14 protein-coding genes are annotated in these 14156 nt (G+C 71.6%); 6 read left to right on the forward strand and 8 right to left on the reverse strand.

Annotated features, from left to right (window positions below; all coding sequences use genetic code 11):
* Positions 1-103 precede the first annotated feature (103 nt).
* Positions 104-640, reverse strand: a complete 537-nt coding sequence (locus ACH34S_RS37115; protein ID WP_395957581.1) for a bacterioferritin — start codon at positions 638-640, stop codon at positions 104-106.
* 222 nt (positions 641-862) lie between these two features.
* On the opposite strand from ACH34S_RS37115, the gene ACH34S_RS37120 reads away from it, so the two are divergent.
* The 3 genes from ACH34S_RS37120 (at position 863) to ACH34S_RS37130 (ending at position 2877) form a co-directional block, all read left to right on the forward strand.
* Positions 863-1174 (forward strand): hypothetical protein, encoded by a 312-nt coding sequence (locus ACH34S_RS37120; RefSeq protein ID WP_395957582.1) that lies wholly within the window; start codon positions 863-865, stop codon positions 1172-1174.
* 99 nt (positions 1175-1273) lie between these two features.
* The gene (locus ACH34S_RS37125) at positions 1274-1531 is read left to right on the forward strand and encodes a hypothetical protein (protein WP_395957583.1); all 258 of its coding nucleotides are present in this window, start codon (positions 1274-1276) and stop codon (positions 1529-1531) included.
* A complete protein-coding gene (locus ACH34S_RS37130; protein WP_395957584.1) occupies positions 1531-2877 on the forward strand; it encodes a hypothetical protein in 1347 nt (448 codons plus the stop codon). Before ACH34S_RS37125 ends, ACH34S_RS37130 begins: the two co-directional genes overlap by 1 nt.
* Before the next feature lie 55 nt (positions 2878-2932).
* Here ACH34S_RS37130 and ACH34S_RS37135 read toward each other — a convergent pair whose 3' ends face one another.
* Together ACH34S_RS37135 and ACH34S_RS37140 are read right to left on the reverse strand one after the other, a co-directional pair.
* The gene (locus ACH34S_RS37135) at positions 2933-4156 is read right to left on the reverse strand and encodes a PP2C family protein-serine/threonine phosphatase (RefSeq protein ID WP_395957585.1); all 1224 of its coding nucleotides are present in this window, start codon (positions 4154-4156) and stop codon (positions 2933-2935) included.
* 94 nt (positions 4157-4250) lie between these two features.
* Positions 4251-6050 (reverse strand): serine/threonine-protein kinase, encoded by a 1800-nt coding sequence (locus tag ACH34S_RS37140; protein WP_395957586.1) that lies wholly within the window; start codon positions 6048-6050, stop codon positions 4251-4253.
* A 333-nt stretch (positions 6051-6383) separates the two neighbouring features.
* Here ACH34S_RS37140 and ACH34S_RS37145 point away from each other — a divergent pair, with 333 nt between their 5' ends.
* The 3 genes from ACH34S_RS37145 to ACH34S_RS37155 are packed head-to-tail and all read left to right on the forward strand — an operon-like array spanning position 6384 to position 9932.
* Positions 6384-7247: an arpA protein gene (locus tag ACH34S_RS37145; RefSeq protein WP_395957587.1), complete on the forward strand. Its 864-nt coding sequence runs from the start codon at positions 6384-6386 to the stop codon at positions 7245-7247.
* Between the two features lie 54 nt (positions 7248-7301).
* Positions 7302-8114, forward strand: coding sequence for a class I SAM-dependent methyltransferase (locus ACH34S_RS37150; RefSeq protein WP_395957588.1), 813 nt, complete (start codon positions 7302-7304; stop codon positions 8112-8114).
* A gap of 18 nt (positions 8115-8132) precedes the next feature.
* Positions 8133-9932 carry a choline/carnitine O-acyltransferase gene (locus tag ACH34S_RS37155; RefSeq protein ID WP_395957589.1) on the forward strand — a complete coding sequence of 600 codons (1800 nt, stop codon included), beginning with the start codon at positions 8133-8135 and terminating at the stop codon, positions 9930-9932.
* Between the two features lie 30 nt (positions 9933-9962).
* On the opposite strand, the gene ACH34S_RS37160 is transcribed toward ACH34S_RS37155, so the two are convergent.
* From ACH34S_RS37160 to ACH34S_RS37180, 5 genes are read right to left on the reverse strand one after another with little or no spacing between them, the layout of a single operon-like run.
* Positions 9963-10538, reverse strand: a complete 576-nt coding sequence (locus tag ACH34S_RS37160; RefSeq protein WP_395957590.1) for an antibiotic biosynthesis monooxygenase — start codon at positions 10536-10538, stop codon at positions 9963-9965.
* A 37-nt stretch (positions 10539-10575) separates the two neighbouring features.
* Entirely contained in the window at positions 10576-11751 is a 1176-nt protein-coding gene (locus tag ACH34S_RS37165) for an ABC transporter permease (protein WP_395957633.1), read from the reverse strand.
* 38 nt (positions 11752-11789) lie between these two features.
* Entirely contained in the window at positions 11790-12470 is a 681-nt protein-coding gene (locus ACH34S_RS37170; RefSeq protein ID WP_395957591.1) for an ABC transporter ATP-binding protein, read from the reverse strand.
* Complete coding sequence (locus tag ACH34S_RS37175; RefSeq protein ID WP_395957592.1) at positions 12467-13597, reverse strand: peptidoglycan-binding protein; 1131 nt, start codon at positions 13595-13597, stop codon at positions 12467-12469. The genes ACH34S_RS37170 and ACH34S_RS37175 overlap by 4 nt, the downstream gene beginning before the upstream one ends.
* Positions 13594-14115, reverse strand: coding sequence for a hypothetical protein (locus ACH34S_RS37180; RefSeq protein WP_395957593.1), 522 nt, complete (start codon positions 14113-14115; stop codon positions 13594-13596). The genes ACH34S_RS37175 and ACH34S_RS37180 overlap by 4 nt, the downstream gene beginning before the upstream one ends.
* Between the last annotated feature and the right edge of the window lie 41 nt (positions 14116-14156).

Genomic DNA, 14156 nt, shown 5'->3' on the forward strand with positions numbered 1-14156 from the left:
CGCGTCGAATGGTCAAGACATGGTCAGGACAGGTCTCGTTTCGGTATCGAAAGAGTTCCGCCCGGCGGTCTGGGAGATCGGCTCGGCGATCAAAGGGATCGGCTCAGTAACCGAGCAGATCGGCCAGGTCGTCGGCGTGTTCCTCTTCTTCTTCGAGGATGTGCTCCATCAGCCGGCGGGTGGTCACGTCGCCGTCGCCGAGCCAGCGGATGATCTCCTGATAGGACTCGATGACGATCCGCTCGGCGACGAGATTCTCCTTGAGCATGCCGGTCAGGTCGCCGTCGTCGAACGTCTCGTAGGTCGTGTGGGAGCGGGTCGCGAGCGTCTCCGGGTCGAAGTCCGGTTCGCCGCCGAGCTGGTTGATCCGCTCGGCCGCGCGCATCGCGTGGTCGCGCTCCTCGTCCGCGTGCTCGCTGAACTCGGCGGCGACCTGCGCCCGGTCGATCCCGCTGGCGCTGATCGCGTGCCGGGAGTAGCGCATCCAGCAGACGATCTCGGTGGCGAGCACGTCGTTGAGGACGCCGATGACCTGGTCGGCGCTCCGGCGATATCCCTCCGTCACCGGCCCGTCCGCCATTTTCTGCCGGGCGCGGTCGCGGATCGCCGCCACGTCGATGCTGAAGCTGTTGTCGGCCATTTCCCGTCCTTCCTGGTCAGCACGCGAACGTAGGGCCCCCTACCCGCCCTGCGCGCGTCATGCCGTCCGGTTGATCGCCACGGCGAGCCGCGCGCCCCTTAGTTGGCCACTGAGAGTGACATCTGCTATACGTAGAGCTACCTCGCTTCGACCTGAGGCGAGGAAAGGGACATCCGGTATCCACCTTGAGAACCGGGCGTGACAAGGGAGAAAAGGAACCACATGAAGTCCTTCAGCTACAGCGAGCTGGACAAGCTGACCGGCGAGGTCCTGCCGGAGCGCGCCGTGCTGTCCACCCTCCTCGTCGGTGGTGGCCACGACGACGACAACGAGAACGACAACACCAACCTCAACCTCGGCGGCGGCCACGGCCACGGCGGCGGCGACGAGGGCGTCACCGCGGTCGTTCCGAACTGCCAGAGCAACATCAACCACTCGCAGGGCGGGCTCATCGGCGCCCTGGGGCTCTCCTCCGAGAACCCCAACCAGTCCTTCACCTGCGCGAGCAGCACGGTGGTCGGTTCCAGCCACTGATCTGGCATGGCTTGACGGCGGGCCTCGGCCCGCCAGGGAAGGGCTGGCGTTCTCCCGCCAGCCCTTCCCCCTCTTTCCGGACAAGGCGAAAGCGAACCGATGCGCGACACCAACCCTCATGCACTCACCTACGCGGACCTCGACCGGCTCGCCCCCGAGGTCCTCCCCGCGCGGCTGGTGCTCTCCACCGCCGCGCCGCTCGGCGGAGGCGACGGCGACGGCAGCACCACGGTCGTGTACTCCTGCCAGGCGATCAGCTCCCCCGGCAACGCCGGTCTCCTCGGGACGGGCCTGCTCGCGCAGGCGCCGTACTCCTCCCTGACCTGCGTGCCCGGCACCGTCGTCCAGCAGCACTGATGGGGACCCCCGGCACACCGGCCGTGGACGGCGCCGACGCGCCCGCGGCCCTCACGCTGCCCAGGCTCGTCGACGGCGCGGAACTCCTCGGCGAGTTCAAGAACTCCGGCTACCGGGAGCCGCCGCAGCTGGTCCGGCTGCCGAACGGGCAGCTCGTCCGGCTGCCGCCGCTGCTGTACGTCCTCGCCAGGGCGCTGCACGCGCACCGCGACCTCGCGGGCGCCGACGTCGCGCAGGCCCTCGACCGGATCGCGGACGCGGTCACCGAGGAGGCCGGCGCGCGGGTCACCGCCGAGCAGATCGTCTACCTGGCCGACCGCAAGCTCGCGCCGCTCGGCGTCACCACCTACAGCGACGGCAGGGAGCCCCCGTCCGTCAAGGCCGACCCGTTCCTCGCGCTGAAGTGGCGGGTCGCGGTGTTCCCCGAGTCGTTCACCTGGTTCGTCGGCGGCCTGTTCGGCTGGCTGTTCCGGCCCGTGGTGATGGCGATGATGCTCGCCGCGTTCGTGGCCGGCGAGGCCTGGATGCTCACCACCGCGTCGGTGGCGGACGCGTTCGCGCTCATGATCGTCAACCCGGTCACCATCCTGCTGGTCATGGCGCTCGGGGTCGCCTCGGTCGCGTTCCACGAGTTCGGGCACGCCAGCGCCTGCCGGTACGGCGGCGTCCGGCCCGGCGCCATGGGCTGCGGCATCTACCTCGTGTGGCCCGCGTTCTACACCGACATCACCGAGTCGTACCGGCTCGGCCGCGGCGGGCGGCTCCGCGCCGACCTCGCCGGGGTCTACTTCAACGCCGTGTTCGTCGTCGCGCTCGCGCTCGCCTACCACCTGACGGGGTTCGAGCCGCTGCTCATCGCCGTCCTGTACGTCAATCTGGAGATGTTCCAGCAGCTCCTGCCGACGCTGCGGTTCGACGGGTACTACATCATGTCCGACCTGATCGGCGTCCCCGACCTGTTCAAGTACATCGGGCCGATCCTGCGCCGCACGCTGCTGCGCCGCCCCGCGGGCGCGGAACTCGCCGACCTCAAGCGATGGCCGCAGATCTTCGTCACGGTCTGGGTGCTGACCGTGATACCGGTGCTGATCTTCCAGATCGGCCTCATCATCAGCCAGGTCCCCGAGCTGATCGCCAAGGACTGGTGGATGATCAAGCGGCTCGCGTCCGAGGCGTCGCACGGCGCCGGGGCGCTCGAGCTGATCACCTCCGCGCTGCAGATCGTTCTCCTGGTGCTGCCGCTGGCCGGTGTCGCGCTGATCCTTTACGGGGTGGGGCGCGGGCTGGTGCGGTGGGCCGTCCGGTACGTGCGGGGCCCCGCGCCCGGCCCGATGCCGGACGCCTGATCACGCCTCGGCATGCGCCGGGCATCCCCTCGCAGGGGTGCCCGGCGTTCTGCGTTCAGGTCTGCCGCAGCGGGGCCTCGGGGTCCTTCGGGATGTCGCACGGGCCGTGCCATTCCAGGAGCAGGACGGTGGCGTCGTCGTCCAGGCGTCCCTCATGATGTTCGAGGATGCTGCGGACCAGGCGCCGCAGCGTCTCGGGGACGGCCATCCCGTCGGCCTCGCGCTTGATGATGAAGTCGGTGAACCGCTCCAGGCCGAACTCCCGCTTGTCGGGGTCGCGCGCCTCCACGATGCCGTCGGTGTAGAGGAGAATGCGGTCGCCCGGCTGGAGCTGCTCGCTGCACAGCTCCGGAACCACCCCGAGCCCCGTGCCGAGCGGCGTGCCCGGACGGCACTCCAGCGTGCTCACCCAGCGCGCCCCGCGGATGATCACCGGCTCGGGATGGCCGTACGCGATCCACGACACGACGCCGGATTGGAGGTCGAGCTGCATCAGCACGGCGGTGACGAACCGCCCGTCGTCGCCGTCCCGGCCCTGCAGTTCCTCGTCGATCGCCTGCCCGGTCTCGACGAGGTTCGCGCCGTGGAGCCGGGCGTTCCGGCAGGCGGCGATCGCGAGGTTGGAGGTCAGGCCTGCGGTGGTGTCGTGGCCCATGGCGTCGAAGATCGCGAGGTGGACGGTGTCGCCGGCCAGCGCGTAGTCGAAGGTGTCGCCGCCGAGTTTGTAGGCCGGTTCCAGCGCGGCTCCGATGACGACCTGGTTGTTGGCGAAGGTCATCGGAGGCAGGAGCCGCCACTGCATCTCCGCCGACACCGTCATTTCCCTGGTGCGTACCAGCCGGGACAGCGAGTCGCTGTACGGCCCCTTGCTGACGATCATCAGCGCGACCAGGCCGGCCAGGTACTCGGCGTCGTCCTTGGCCCCGTCGTCGTCCTGGCGGACGGTGGTCCTGAGCACCCCGATCCGCTCGGACCCGTCGAGGATCGGCAGCCAGTAGTGGCAGGTCCCGTCGTCGAAGATCTGCCCGGTCACCGGCTCCAAGGTCTGGAACGCGCGGCCCGCGATGGTGCCCTCGATGTTCAGTTCGGCGGCCTCCGGGCCCGGATCCTGCCCGGCGTCCGGACCCTTGCCGGTCAGCAGCCGCAGGACGGTCTGCTGCAGGTCCGCCATGTAGATCAGGGTGTCGTGCAGGCCCGCGTCCGCGGCGTGCCGGGCCACCGCGCCCGGCAGCTGCTCCATCGACATCAGGTGGCTGGCCGCCACCAGCTCTCTCAGCATCGGTCGCCGTCCCGCGTCATCCGTTCCTTGCCCGGATCCATTCGACTTGGCCTACCCACTGTGGCCGTGCCCATGTCTTGAAAGTCGCGCCTGGTCAGGTGCGGGACGGGGACGGCCCGCCGGGCAGCATCGCGACGATCTCCGGCTTCAGCAGATCGCGGACGGTCGCGTACGCCGCCCCGAAGTTCAGGTTGCCGCAGCCGTCGCTCCCGCCCGCGAGGTAGGAGACCTGGAACTCGGCGGGCGTGAAGAAGGCACTCAGGAACGGCGGGAGCGCCTGCGCGCCCGGCTCGGTGCCCTTACGGGGGAGGAAGTCGGAGCGCTCGAACCTTCCGTCGGGGCTGCAGTCGTCCCAGCGGCGCTCACCGGGGACCGGGTGCTGCGCGACGAGCGAGCGGATCCGGGCCACACCCGCGTCCGTCAGCGCGGTGGGACGGAACACGTCGGTGTTGGTGAGCCTGCGGCCGGTGCGCAGGTCGACGGTGACGGTCTCACCGCCGGGCGACCCGTCCGCCTGCTGGCACCAGTCGGTGACGTGGAAATAGCGGACGGACACCAGCCGCGGGCCACGGAGCCCGAGCCTCGTCTCCGCGCCCAGCTTCAGGGGTTTTCCCTGGCAGTCGATCCTGGTCGTGCGCGCCATCTCGATGAGGCGGTCGAGCGGGGCGCGCAGCGCGGCGTTGATCCGGCGTTGCAGCGCGGGATCGTTCAGGCCGCTGACGGTCGGATACCGCGTGTTCTGGATCTCGATCCTCGCCCGGTCGCCGGTGAGCGTCCGGTTGTCGGCCGCCATGGCGACGACCGCGACGGGGTCGGGCGGCGGTTCCGTGCTGTCCCGCGCCACGTAGACGCCGCCCGCCGTCGTCGCGACCACGGCGGCACCGGCGGCGGCCAGCCCGGCCTTCCCGGCGGTGGTGGCGAGGAACCCCTGGCTCACGGACGCGCCCACGCCCGTCCCGGTGGTGCCCGCCGCGCTCACCGTTCCGGCCGCGCCCGCCGTCCCGGCGGTGGCGGCCCCCGCCGCTCCCGGCACCGAGAGCGCGGCGAGCGGGAACAGCGCGGCCAGCGCGACCGCGGCGGCGGCCAGCGCGCGCAGGCCGCGCCGCTCCCAGTCGCTCCCGTACGCGGCGACCGCCGTGGACTCCAGCATCGTCACGAACGACGCCGCGCCCAGCGGCCGCTCCCCCGGCGTCTTCGCCATGCCCTGCAGGACGAGCGGGCGCAGCGGCTCCGGCACGTCCGCCACGTCGACGGTCCCGGTGAGGTGCTGGTTCATCAGCGCCGCCCGCTCGCCGGCGGCGAACGGGCGGCGTCCCGTCACGCACTCGAAGAACACGCAGGTCGCCGCGTACACGTCGGTGGCGGGCGAGGACGCCTCGCCGCGCCACTGCTCCGGCGCCATGTACACGGGCGTCCCGGCGAACGAGCCCTCCCCGGCCAGAACGGCGACGCCGAAGTCGACCAGCTTGCTGAGCCCGTCCGCCTGCACCACGACGTTCGCCGGCTTGTAGTCGCGGTGGACGACGCCGACGGCGTGCGCGGCGGCGAGCCCGAGCAGCGAGCCCTTCAGGACGAGCAGCGCCGCCTCCGGTTCGAGCCGCCCGTTCTCGCGCAGCACCTCCTTCAGCGACGCGCCGTTGATCGCCTCCATCACGATCGCGGCGCCGTGCTCGCTCTCGGTGAACCGGTAGAGGCGCGCCACGTACGGGCTGGTCAGCCGGCCGAGCATCTGCGCCTCGGACCGCAGCGCCGCGACCGCCTGCGGATCACCCTGGGCGAGGTACTTGATCGCGACGGGCGTCCCGGACTGGGTGTGGTGGGCGAGGACGACGCGTCCCTGCGCTCCGCGTCCCAGTTCGCGGTCCTCGGTGAACTCCGCCAGCCGCCAGTCCATCCCACGCTCCCTGTACCGCGCTTGCTCGTTCATGTCCCACAGGACGCTGACGCCCCTGCGTAAGGAAAGGTTCGCGCTTTTTGCCCTGGGGGGCGACCCCCTGGAACCCCCGTGCTCGGGTCGTGCGACCTCCGGCGCTGGGCGCCTCCGGCCGCTGGACCCGTGACCCCGGCTGAGGTTCCCGCCTCCGGGAGGCTGCTGGGACGTCCGAAGGCACAGGTCACGGGGCCGCCTTATCGGCTTCTGCCGAACGTTCGGGAAAGCGCTGCCATGAATTGCCGGAGGGGATTGTGCTAAAACCCGTCTGAGGTTCGCCGACGCGGAAGGATACCCATGGACGCAGCGGAGGCTCTCGGCCGGGTGATCGACACGGAGCGCTATCCGCTGACGGAGCCGGGCGGCGCCGCATGGAACGCCGTCGTTTCCCGGGCCAGGGACGAGCTGGCGAAATCGGGATGCCGCGTGCTGCCCGATTTCATTCGCGCCCCATTACGGGACGCGCTGCGCACCGAATGCGCGGCGATCGCGCCGGACGCGCATTATGACGTCGAAACCGTCAACGCCTACAACATCGACATCCGCACCCCATTACCGGACGATCACCCCGGCCGTATCACGGTCGAGCGGGGCAACGCCTTCGTCGCCCGCGACCGCATCCCGGCGGGCTCCATCGTTCACCTGCTGTATTCGAGCGGGCTGTTCCAGCGGTTCGTGGCGGACTGCTTCGGGCTGCCGCGCGTGCACGAGCTCGCCGACCCGCTGTCGGGGCTGTGCCTCAACGTCGTCAACCCGGGGATGGAGCATCCCTGGCATTTCGACACCAACGAGTTCACGGTGAGCCTGCTGACGCAGGAGCCCGAGGGCGGCGGCGCCTTCGAGTACTGCCCCGGCATCCGGTCGGCGGAGTCGGAGAACTTCGGCGACGTCCGCCGGGTGCTCACCGGGCGGGGCGGCGATCTCGTCCGGCGGCTGACGCTCCACCCCGGTGACCTGCAGCTTTTCCAGGGACGGTACGCGCTGCACCGGGTCAGCACCGTCACCGGGGACACGGCGCGGCACACGGCGATCTTCGCCTACAGCGAGCGGCCCGGGGTCGTCGGCAGCGTCGCCCGCACGCGGCAGCTGTTCGGCCGCGTCATGCCCGAGCACCTGGCGGCGGAGGGACGCGCCGTCCGCGTCGACCGCCTGCTCGATTAGACCGAGCCCCATCACCTAGACCGAGCCCCATCACCCTCGACTCGGAGGACCTCCGTGCGCGTCGACACGACCGGGAAGATCTCGCTCGGCCACATCTACACGAGTCCCGATCCGCGCGCCTACTTCGCCGCGCTGCGCGATCTCGACTACCACATCCCGGAACTGGCCAAACCGCACTTCCGCGGGCTCATCGCCGAATACCGGGAGGCGCATCGGGTCCCGGTACCGACCGTTCTGGATATCGGCTGCTCCTATGGCATCAATGCGGCCCTGGTGAAATACGGCATCACCATGGGCGACCTGTACGATCGCTACAGCGGCCGCGACGCCCATCGGCACACGCGCGGAACGCTGCTGAGCCGCGATCGGGAGTTGGTCCGTTCCCTTGAAAAGGAAAGCCGGGTGCGGTTCCTCGGCCTGGACGCATCGGAGGAAGCCCTTTCCTACGCGCTCGAAGCCGGTTTCCTGGACGGCGCCGTCCACGCCGATCTGGAGAACGGCGACCCGACCGGCGAACAGCGAACCCGGCTCGCCGGAGCCGACCTGGTCATCTCCACCGGCTGCCTCGGCTACGTCACCGAGCGGACCATTTCCCGGATCGCCGGAGCGCACGGGCGACGGCGCCCGTGGATGGCGCATTTCGTGCTGCGGATGTTCCCGTTCGACGCGATCGCGGGCGTCCTCGCCGCCGCCGGGTACGCGACCGTCCGGCACGGCGGGCTGTTCAGGCAGCGGCGGTTCGCGACGCCGGAGGAGCGCTCGCTCGTCCTGGACCGGCTGTCGGACGTCGGCGTCGACCCGTCGGGCGTGGAGACCGGCGGGTGGCTCTACGCACAGCTCTATGTTTCACGGCCGACCGACCAATGAAGAACAACGAGGAATGATTTGAACGCCAGCGAAGAATTCTCGTCCCGCACCTTCGGCAACGAGGCCGATCTGCCGCGCGTGCCGCTGCCCACGCTCGACGCGACGTGCCGGCGGTTCATGGAGTGGTGCGCGCCGCTGCTGACCGTGGACGAGCGGACCAGGACCGAGGCCGCGCTGGCCGACTTCGCCCGCCCGGACGGGCCAGGCCGCAAGCTCCAGGCTGCGCTGGAGCGCTATGACGCGTCCGAGGGCGTCGACAGCTGGCTCGACACGTTCTGGCCGTACCGCTACCTGGGCCGGCGTGACCGGATCGCGCTGAACGCGAACTTCTTCTTCCTGTTCAGGGATTCGGGCGAGGACCAGGTGGAGCGCGCGGCCGGGCTCATCGCCGGCGCGCTGGACTACAAGCTGCGGCTGGACGACGAGGCGGTCCCGCCCGCCGTGCAGCGCGGGCGCCCCCTGTCGATGGTGCAGAACAAGTTCCTGTTCTCCACGACGCGCATCCCGGGCGTGCGGCAGGACACCGTCCGCGCCCCGTACACCGACGACTGGCCGGGCCCGTCGCAGGCCCGCCATATCGTCGTGTTCTACCGCGGCAACATCATCCGGATGGACGTGCTCGGCCCCGGCGGCCGCCCGCACGCGCTGGACGAGCTGACCGCCGGCCTCGGCACGATCATGAAGGCGGAGACCGCGCCGGAGCCGTCCGCCGGGCACCTCACCACCAAGGCCCGCGCCGAGTGGGCGGAGAGCCGCATGGCGCTGCTCGCCGCCGATCCCCGCAACGCGGAGGCGCTCGACGCCGTGGAGACGGCGCTGTTCTGCGTCTGCCTGGAAGACTTCACGCCCAAGAACACCCTCGACGCCTGCGACCACCTCCTGCACGGCGACAGCGGCAACCGCTGGTTCGACAAGGCGCTGTCGTTCATCGTGTTCGCGGACGGGACGGCCGGCGTCAACGTCGAGCACTGCCGCCTGGACGGCACCACGATCCTCAGCTTCGTCGACGCGCTGCTCGGCACGCCGCCCGCCGTGGTCGCGCAGCGGTCGGGCGCCAAGTCGCAGGGGCTCCCCCTCATCGAGCCCATCGAGTTCGTGCTGGACGACGGGCTGCGGCGCGACATCCAGGACGCCGCGTCCTCGTTCGCCGCGTACGGCGCCGCGACCGCCACCACGACCGTCTCGTTCGACGGCTTCGGCGCGGACGCGATCAAGAGCCTGAAGATGTCGCCGGACGCGTTCGTCCAGATGGCCTACCAGCTCGCCCACAAGCGCGCGAAGGGCTTCGTCGGCGCCACCTACGAGTCGATCGCGACCCGCCAGTACCGCAACGGGCGCACCGAGGCGATGCGCGTCGTCACGCCCGAGGTGCTGCATTTCGCCGAGCTCATGGACGATCCCGGCGCGGGCCGCACGATCCGCCGGGACGCGTTCCGCGCCGCCGCCGACGCCCATGTCAGGCGGGCGAAGGAGTGCCAGGCGGGGCAGGCCCCCGAGCAGCACCTGTGGGAGCTGCAGCTGATCCACGAGCGGAGCGGCGCCGAGCCGGGCCTCGCCGGGCCGCTGCCGCTGTTCGACTCGCCCGGCTGGCTCGTCATGCGCAACGACTATCTGAGCACCAGCTCGGCGCCGTCCGCGAACATCCGGTACTTCGGGTTCGGGTCGACGAGCGAGCAGTGCATCGGCGTCGCCTACGTCCTGCTCCCGGACCGCTTCAACGTCTACCTCAGCACCCCGCATCCGGTGGCGGGCGCGATGTTCGCGTTCGCCGAGCGGCTCCGGGAGGCCGTCCACGAGCTGCGCGACCTGCTCGCCTGACGCCCCGCCACCGCCCGGTCACCGCCCGGCCTAGCGGCCGGGCTTCGCGGGGCGGTGCACCCGCCCCACCGGGTACAGCCAGCGCCGGAACAGCCTGCTGAGCGCCGGCATGACGACCAGGGTGAGCAACGGGACCACGATCACCGGGAAGGTCAGCGCCTTCAGCGGCAGCGGCCACGACGTCGCCATCGGCGTCACGAACGCCTGCAGCAGGAGGCTCAGCGGGTACACGGCGATGAACGTGACGGCGATCATCTTCAGCTTGGACGGCGCCGGAACCGACTCGCCCGGCAGGCTGAACCAGGTCTCCAGGCCCGTGGTGTCGCGGAGGTGCTCGGTCGCGATCCCGTGGACCCGGTCGATCCACTCCGCGCGCTCGCCGGACGCCAGCCAGCGGTCGAGCCCGTCCTGGTCGGCGAAGTTGACCACGGTGTAGTACCGGTGCCGCGACCCTTCCGCGCGCAGCCAGGTCGCGCCCCGGTGCCCGGGGAAGCGGGTCGCGACCTGGTGCAGGCCCTCCGCCCATTCCTCGAAGTCGCGTTCCCGCCCGGGCCGGACGTCCCAGGTGATCACGATCGTGACGGGCTCGCCGTCCCCTTCCGCCATGAACGGACTCTCACCCGTTCCGGCGCGTCCATTCACGTCAGGTCGTCGCGAGTGCCTCCGTGGGGCTGAGGCGGGACGCCCTGATCGCCGGGTAGAGCCCGGCCATCGCGCCGATGACCAGGGTGGCCGCGACGCCGCCCGCCACCGCCCACGCCGGGATGACGACCGGCCAGCCCTGGTAGAGCGCGTAGATGGCCGTCACCAGCGACCCGATGGCCGCGCCGCCGATCCCGCCCAGCGCGGACAGCAGCAGCGACTCGGCGAGGAACTGGGTGCGGATCTGCCCGCGGGTCGCGCCGAGGGAACGGCGCAGCCCGATCTCCGAGCGGCGCTCCAGCACCGAGATGACCATGGTGTTGGCCACCCCGACACCGCCGACGAGCAGCGCCACCGCGCCGAGCCCGAGCAGCAGCCCGGTGAACGCCTCGCCCGCCGCCTTCCGCGCGGCCAGCGCGTCGGACGGGCGGGACACCTCCACCTCGTTCGGCGCCGCCGGGTTCGCGGTCGCGCCGAGCACGTCCCGGACGTCCTCGACGCTCGCGTCCTGCGACCGGGTGTAGATCGTCGTCGGATGCCCGTCGAAACCGAGCCTGGCCTGCGCCGCCGGCCAGCCGATGAGCGCGGCGGTGTCCAGCTCGGGGGCGAGCGGCGCGGGGTCGAGGATGCCGATGACGGTGAACCAGCGGCCACCGATGAGGACCTGCACGTCCGCGGCGGCGTGGCCGATGCCGAGCCGTTCGGCGGCGGCCGACCCGAGGACGGTCGCGGGGTAGCTGCCGGTCGCGGCGTTCAGCCAGGTGCCGCTGCGCAGCCGCGCGCCCGTCGCGTCGCGCAGGTCGGTGCGGGCGGCGTAGGCGGCGATGCCCTTGGTCTCGGTCTCGGGCATCTTGCCGGTGCGGTAGACCTTCGCGTCGTCCAGGAGGGCGATGGACGAGACCTCCCGGATCGGCGCGATGCGTCCGACCATGTCCTCCGATTCGAGCGGGAGCTGCGCCTTGTCGCCGGTCAGGGTGCTGCCGGGCGAGACGGTCAGCAGGTTCGTGCCGAGCGCGGCGAGCGCCCGGTCGAGGTCGGCGCGCGACGACGAGGACACCCCGACGACCGCGACCATGGCCGCGATCCCGATCGCGATGCCGAGCGCGGACAGGAACGCCCGCATCGGACGCGTACGCAGCCCGACCGCGCCGACCCTGACGACGTCGCCCGGCCACATCCGGGCGGGCTGGAGCGGCCGGGTGGCCGCGGGGGCCGTCACAGCGCCGCCCCGGTGAGCGCCGTGTCGTCGACGACGAGGCCGTCGCGCATCCTTACCTGGCGCGGCAGGCTGCCCGCGATCTCCCGGTCATGGGTGATCACCACGACGGTGGTCCCGGCGGCGTTCAGCTCGCGGAGCAGCGCCATCACCCCGTCGCCGGACGCCGAGTCGAGCGCGCCGGTCGGCTCGTCCGCGAGGAGCAGCGCGGGCTCGCCCGCGACGGCCCGCGCGATCGCGACGCGCTGCCGCTCGCCGCCGGACAGCTCGTGCGGCTGGTGGTCCAGCCGGTGGCCGAGCCCGACCCGCTCCAGCGCCGCCGCGGCCTTCCGGCGCCGCACCGCCGGGCGGAGCCCGGTGTAGAGCAGGCCGTCCGCGACGTTGTCGAGCGCGAACGTCCCGGCGGCGAGGTGGAAGTGCTGGAAGACGAACCCGATGCGGCTCGCCCGCAGCGCGGAGAGCTTCGCGTCGGGCAGCCGCCCGACGTCGTGGCCGTCGATGTGGACGGTGCCCGACGTCGGCCGGTCCAGCGTGCCGAGGACGTTCAGCATCGTCGACTTCCCCGACCCGGACGGCCCGACGATCGCGACCAGCTCCCCCGCGCCGATGTGCAGCGACACCCCGGCCAGCGCGCGGACGCCGCCCGGGTACTCCTTCGTCACGTCCCGCAGATCGATCATTTCGGTACCCCCACGAGGACGCCCTCGGCGATGCCGGGCCCGGAGACCTCGACCTTCCCGTCCGCGAACAGGCCCGTCTCGACCGGCACGTACGACGCCGCGCCGCCCTTGACGATCTCGACGCCGAACCCGCCCTCCCGCAGCGCGACCAGCGCGGACACCGGCACGGTCAGCACGCCCTCGCGCTGCCCGGCGGTGAACGTGACGTCGACGGACGCGAGCGCGTACCCGGCGGCGGCCTTCTTCGCCTCCGCCGAGCGGAGCCAGATGGTGACCTCCACCTTGGTCGCCGGGTCCTCGCCCTGCTCGCCCGGCTGGATCACCGTCGTGACCTCGTCGATCTTGGCCTTGACGGTCCTGTTCTCGGGGAGTGTCACCTCGACGGCGGCGCCCTCCTTGGCCATCCGCTGGTCGCCGGTGTCGAGCTCGACGGTCACGGCCTTCGCGGTGCCGGTGTAGTCGAGGACCTTCTTGCCCGGTGCCGCCGGTTCGCCCGCGTTCGCCTGGACGGTGTCGACCCGGACGGCCCCGTCCGCGAACGCGACCCGCCCTAGCTCCACGATCCCGGTCTCCGCGACGCCGATGTCGTCCTGCCATTCCCGGACGGCGTCGGCGGTGTCCTCGGTGTACTCGGCGTCCACGGTGAAGCCGTCGTAGCCGAGCGCGCTGAGGTTCGCCTCGAACCGCTTCACGTCGGAGCCCTCCGTGCCGGGGCGGAGCGGCCGGTAGGACGGTTTCGACCCGTACATCAGCACGACCGGGGCGCCGTCCACCTCGTACAGCTCGTGGCCGCGGGTGATCTCGTCGCCGCTCTCGGGGAGCTTGGTCAGCGTGCCCCTCGCCTGGCTCGTCACGGTGTGCGTGGGGCCGTGGCCGAGCTGCCCGTCCTCGGTCTGGGTGTCCTTGAGCGTCTGCCTGGTCACCTTCGCGGTGGCTGGCGGCAGGCCGGTCGCCGCCGCGCCGCCGCCCGCGCCGCCGTCGGCGAGCGCGGCCACGGCGCCGGCACCGCCCGCCGCGACCAGCACCGCCGTGCCGAGCGCGATCTTCAGCCGGGGCCTGCGGCGGCGCACCCGCCGGGGCCGATCCTCCTTCGGCGGGGCGGGCTCCACGGTGACGTCGCCGGTCACTTCCGCCCGCCCTGCAGGATGTCCTGGCATTTCTGCTGCGCGGGCTCAAGGTCCGGGTCGTCGCCGACCGTGTTCTTGTCGATCATGATGCCGCGCTGGCCGGGCTTGGGGTCCGGGAACTTCTCGACGCCGTTCTGCCGCATGCACTCGGCGAACTTGCGGCCCCGCTCCTGCTGCTGCGGATCGGGCGCCCCGGTGGCGTTGGCCTGCGGGTTGTACTGCCGGCACGCCTCCATCGCCTTGTCGACGGTCGCCTTCGGGATGTCCTTGATCTTGAGCCGGATGCCCTGGCCGGGCTTGGGGTCGTCCATGTGGACGCCGTTCTCGCGCATGCACTGGGCGAATTTCACGCCCATCTCGTCGGGGCTCAGCTTCCCGCCACCGCCGCCCCCGGCCGCACCGTTCTGCTTCGCGCCGCCCGCCGACGCCACCCCGCCCGAGCCGCCGTCGTCGCCGCCGCATCCGGCCAGCGCCAGGGTGAGCGCGAGCGGCAGCGCCGCCAGTATCCGCAGTCGCATGTCGCTTCTCCTCGTCTCCGCGGCCGGAGCGGTTCCGGCCG

The sequence above is a fragment of the Actinomadura sp. 3N508 genome, from assembly GCF_044326375.1.
Lineage (GTDB): Bacteria > Actinomycetota > Actinomycetes > Streptosporangiales > Streptosporangiaceae > Spirillospora.

Coding starts and splice junctions, on each gene's coding strand:
- ACH34S_RS37115 (WP_395957581.1), bottom strand. CDS start 640: ATGGCCGACAACAGCTTCAGCATCGACGTGGCGGCGATCCGCGACCGC.
- ACH34S_RS37120 (WP_395957582.1), top strand. CDS start 863: ATGAAGTCCTTCAGCTACAGCGAGCTGGACAAGCTGACCGGCGAGGTC.
- ACH34S_RS37125 (WP_395957583.1), top strand. CDS start 1,274: ATGCGCGACACCAACCCTCATGCACTCACCTACGCGGACCTCGACCGG.
- ACH34S_RS37130 (WP_395957584.1), top strand. CDS start 1,531: ATGGGGACCCCCGGCACACCGGCCGTGGACGGCGCCGACGCGCCCGCG.
- ACH34S_RS37135 (WP_395957585.1), bottom strand. CDS start 4,156: ATGCTGAGAGAGCTGGTGGCGGCCAGCCACCTGATGTCGATGGAGCAG.
- ACH34S_RS37140 (WP_395957586.1), bottom strand. CDS start 6,050: ATGGACTGGCGGCTGGCGGAGTTCACCGAGGACCGCGAACTGGGACGC.
- ACH34S_RS37145 (WP_395957587.1), top strand. CDS start 6,384: ATGGACGCAGCGGAGGCTCTCGGCCGGGTGATCGACACGGAGCGCTAT.
- ACH34S_RS37160 (WP_395957590.1), bottom strand. CDS start 10,538: ATGGCGGAAGGGGACGGCGAGCCCGTCACGATCGTGATCACCTGGGAC.
- ACH34S_RS37165 (WP_395957633.1), bottom strand. CDS start 11,751: ATGTGGCCGGGCGACGTCGTCAGGGTCGGCGCGGTCGGGCTGCGTACG.
- ACH34S_RS37170 (WP_395957591.1), bottom strand. CDS start 12,470: ATGATCGATCTGCGGGACGTGACGAAGGAGTACCCGGGCGGCGTCCGC.
- ACH34S_RS37180 (WP_395957593.1), bottom strand. CDS start 14,115: ATGCGACTGCGGATACTGGCGGCGCTGCCGCTCGCGCTCACCCTGGCG.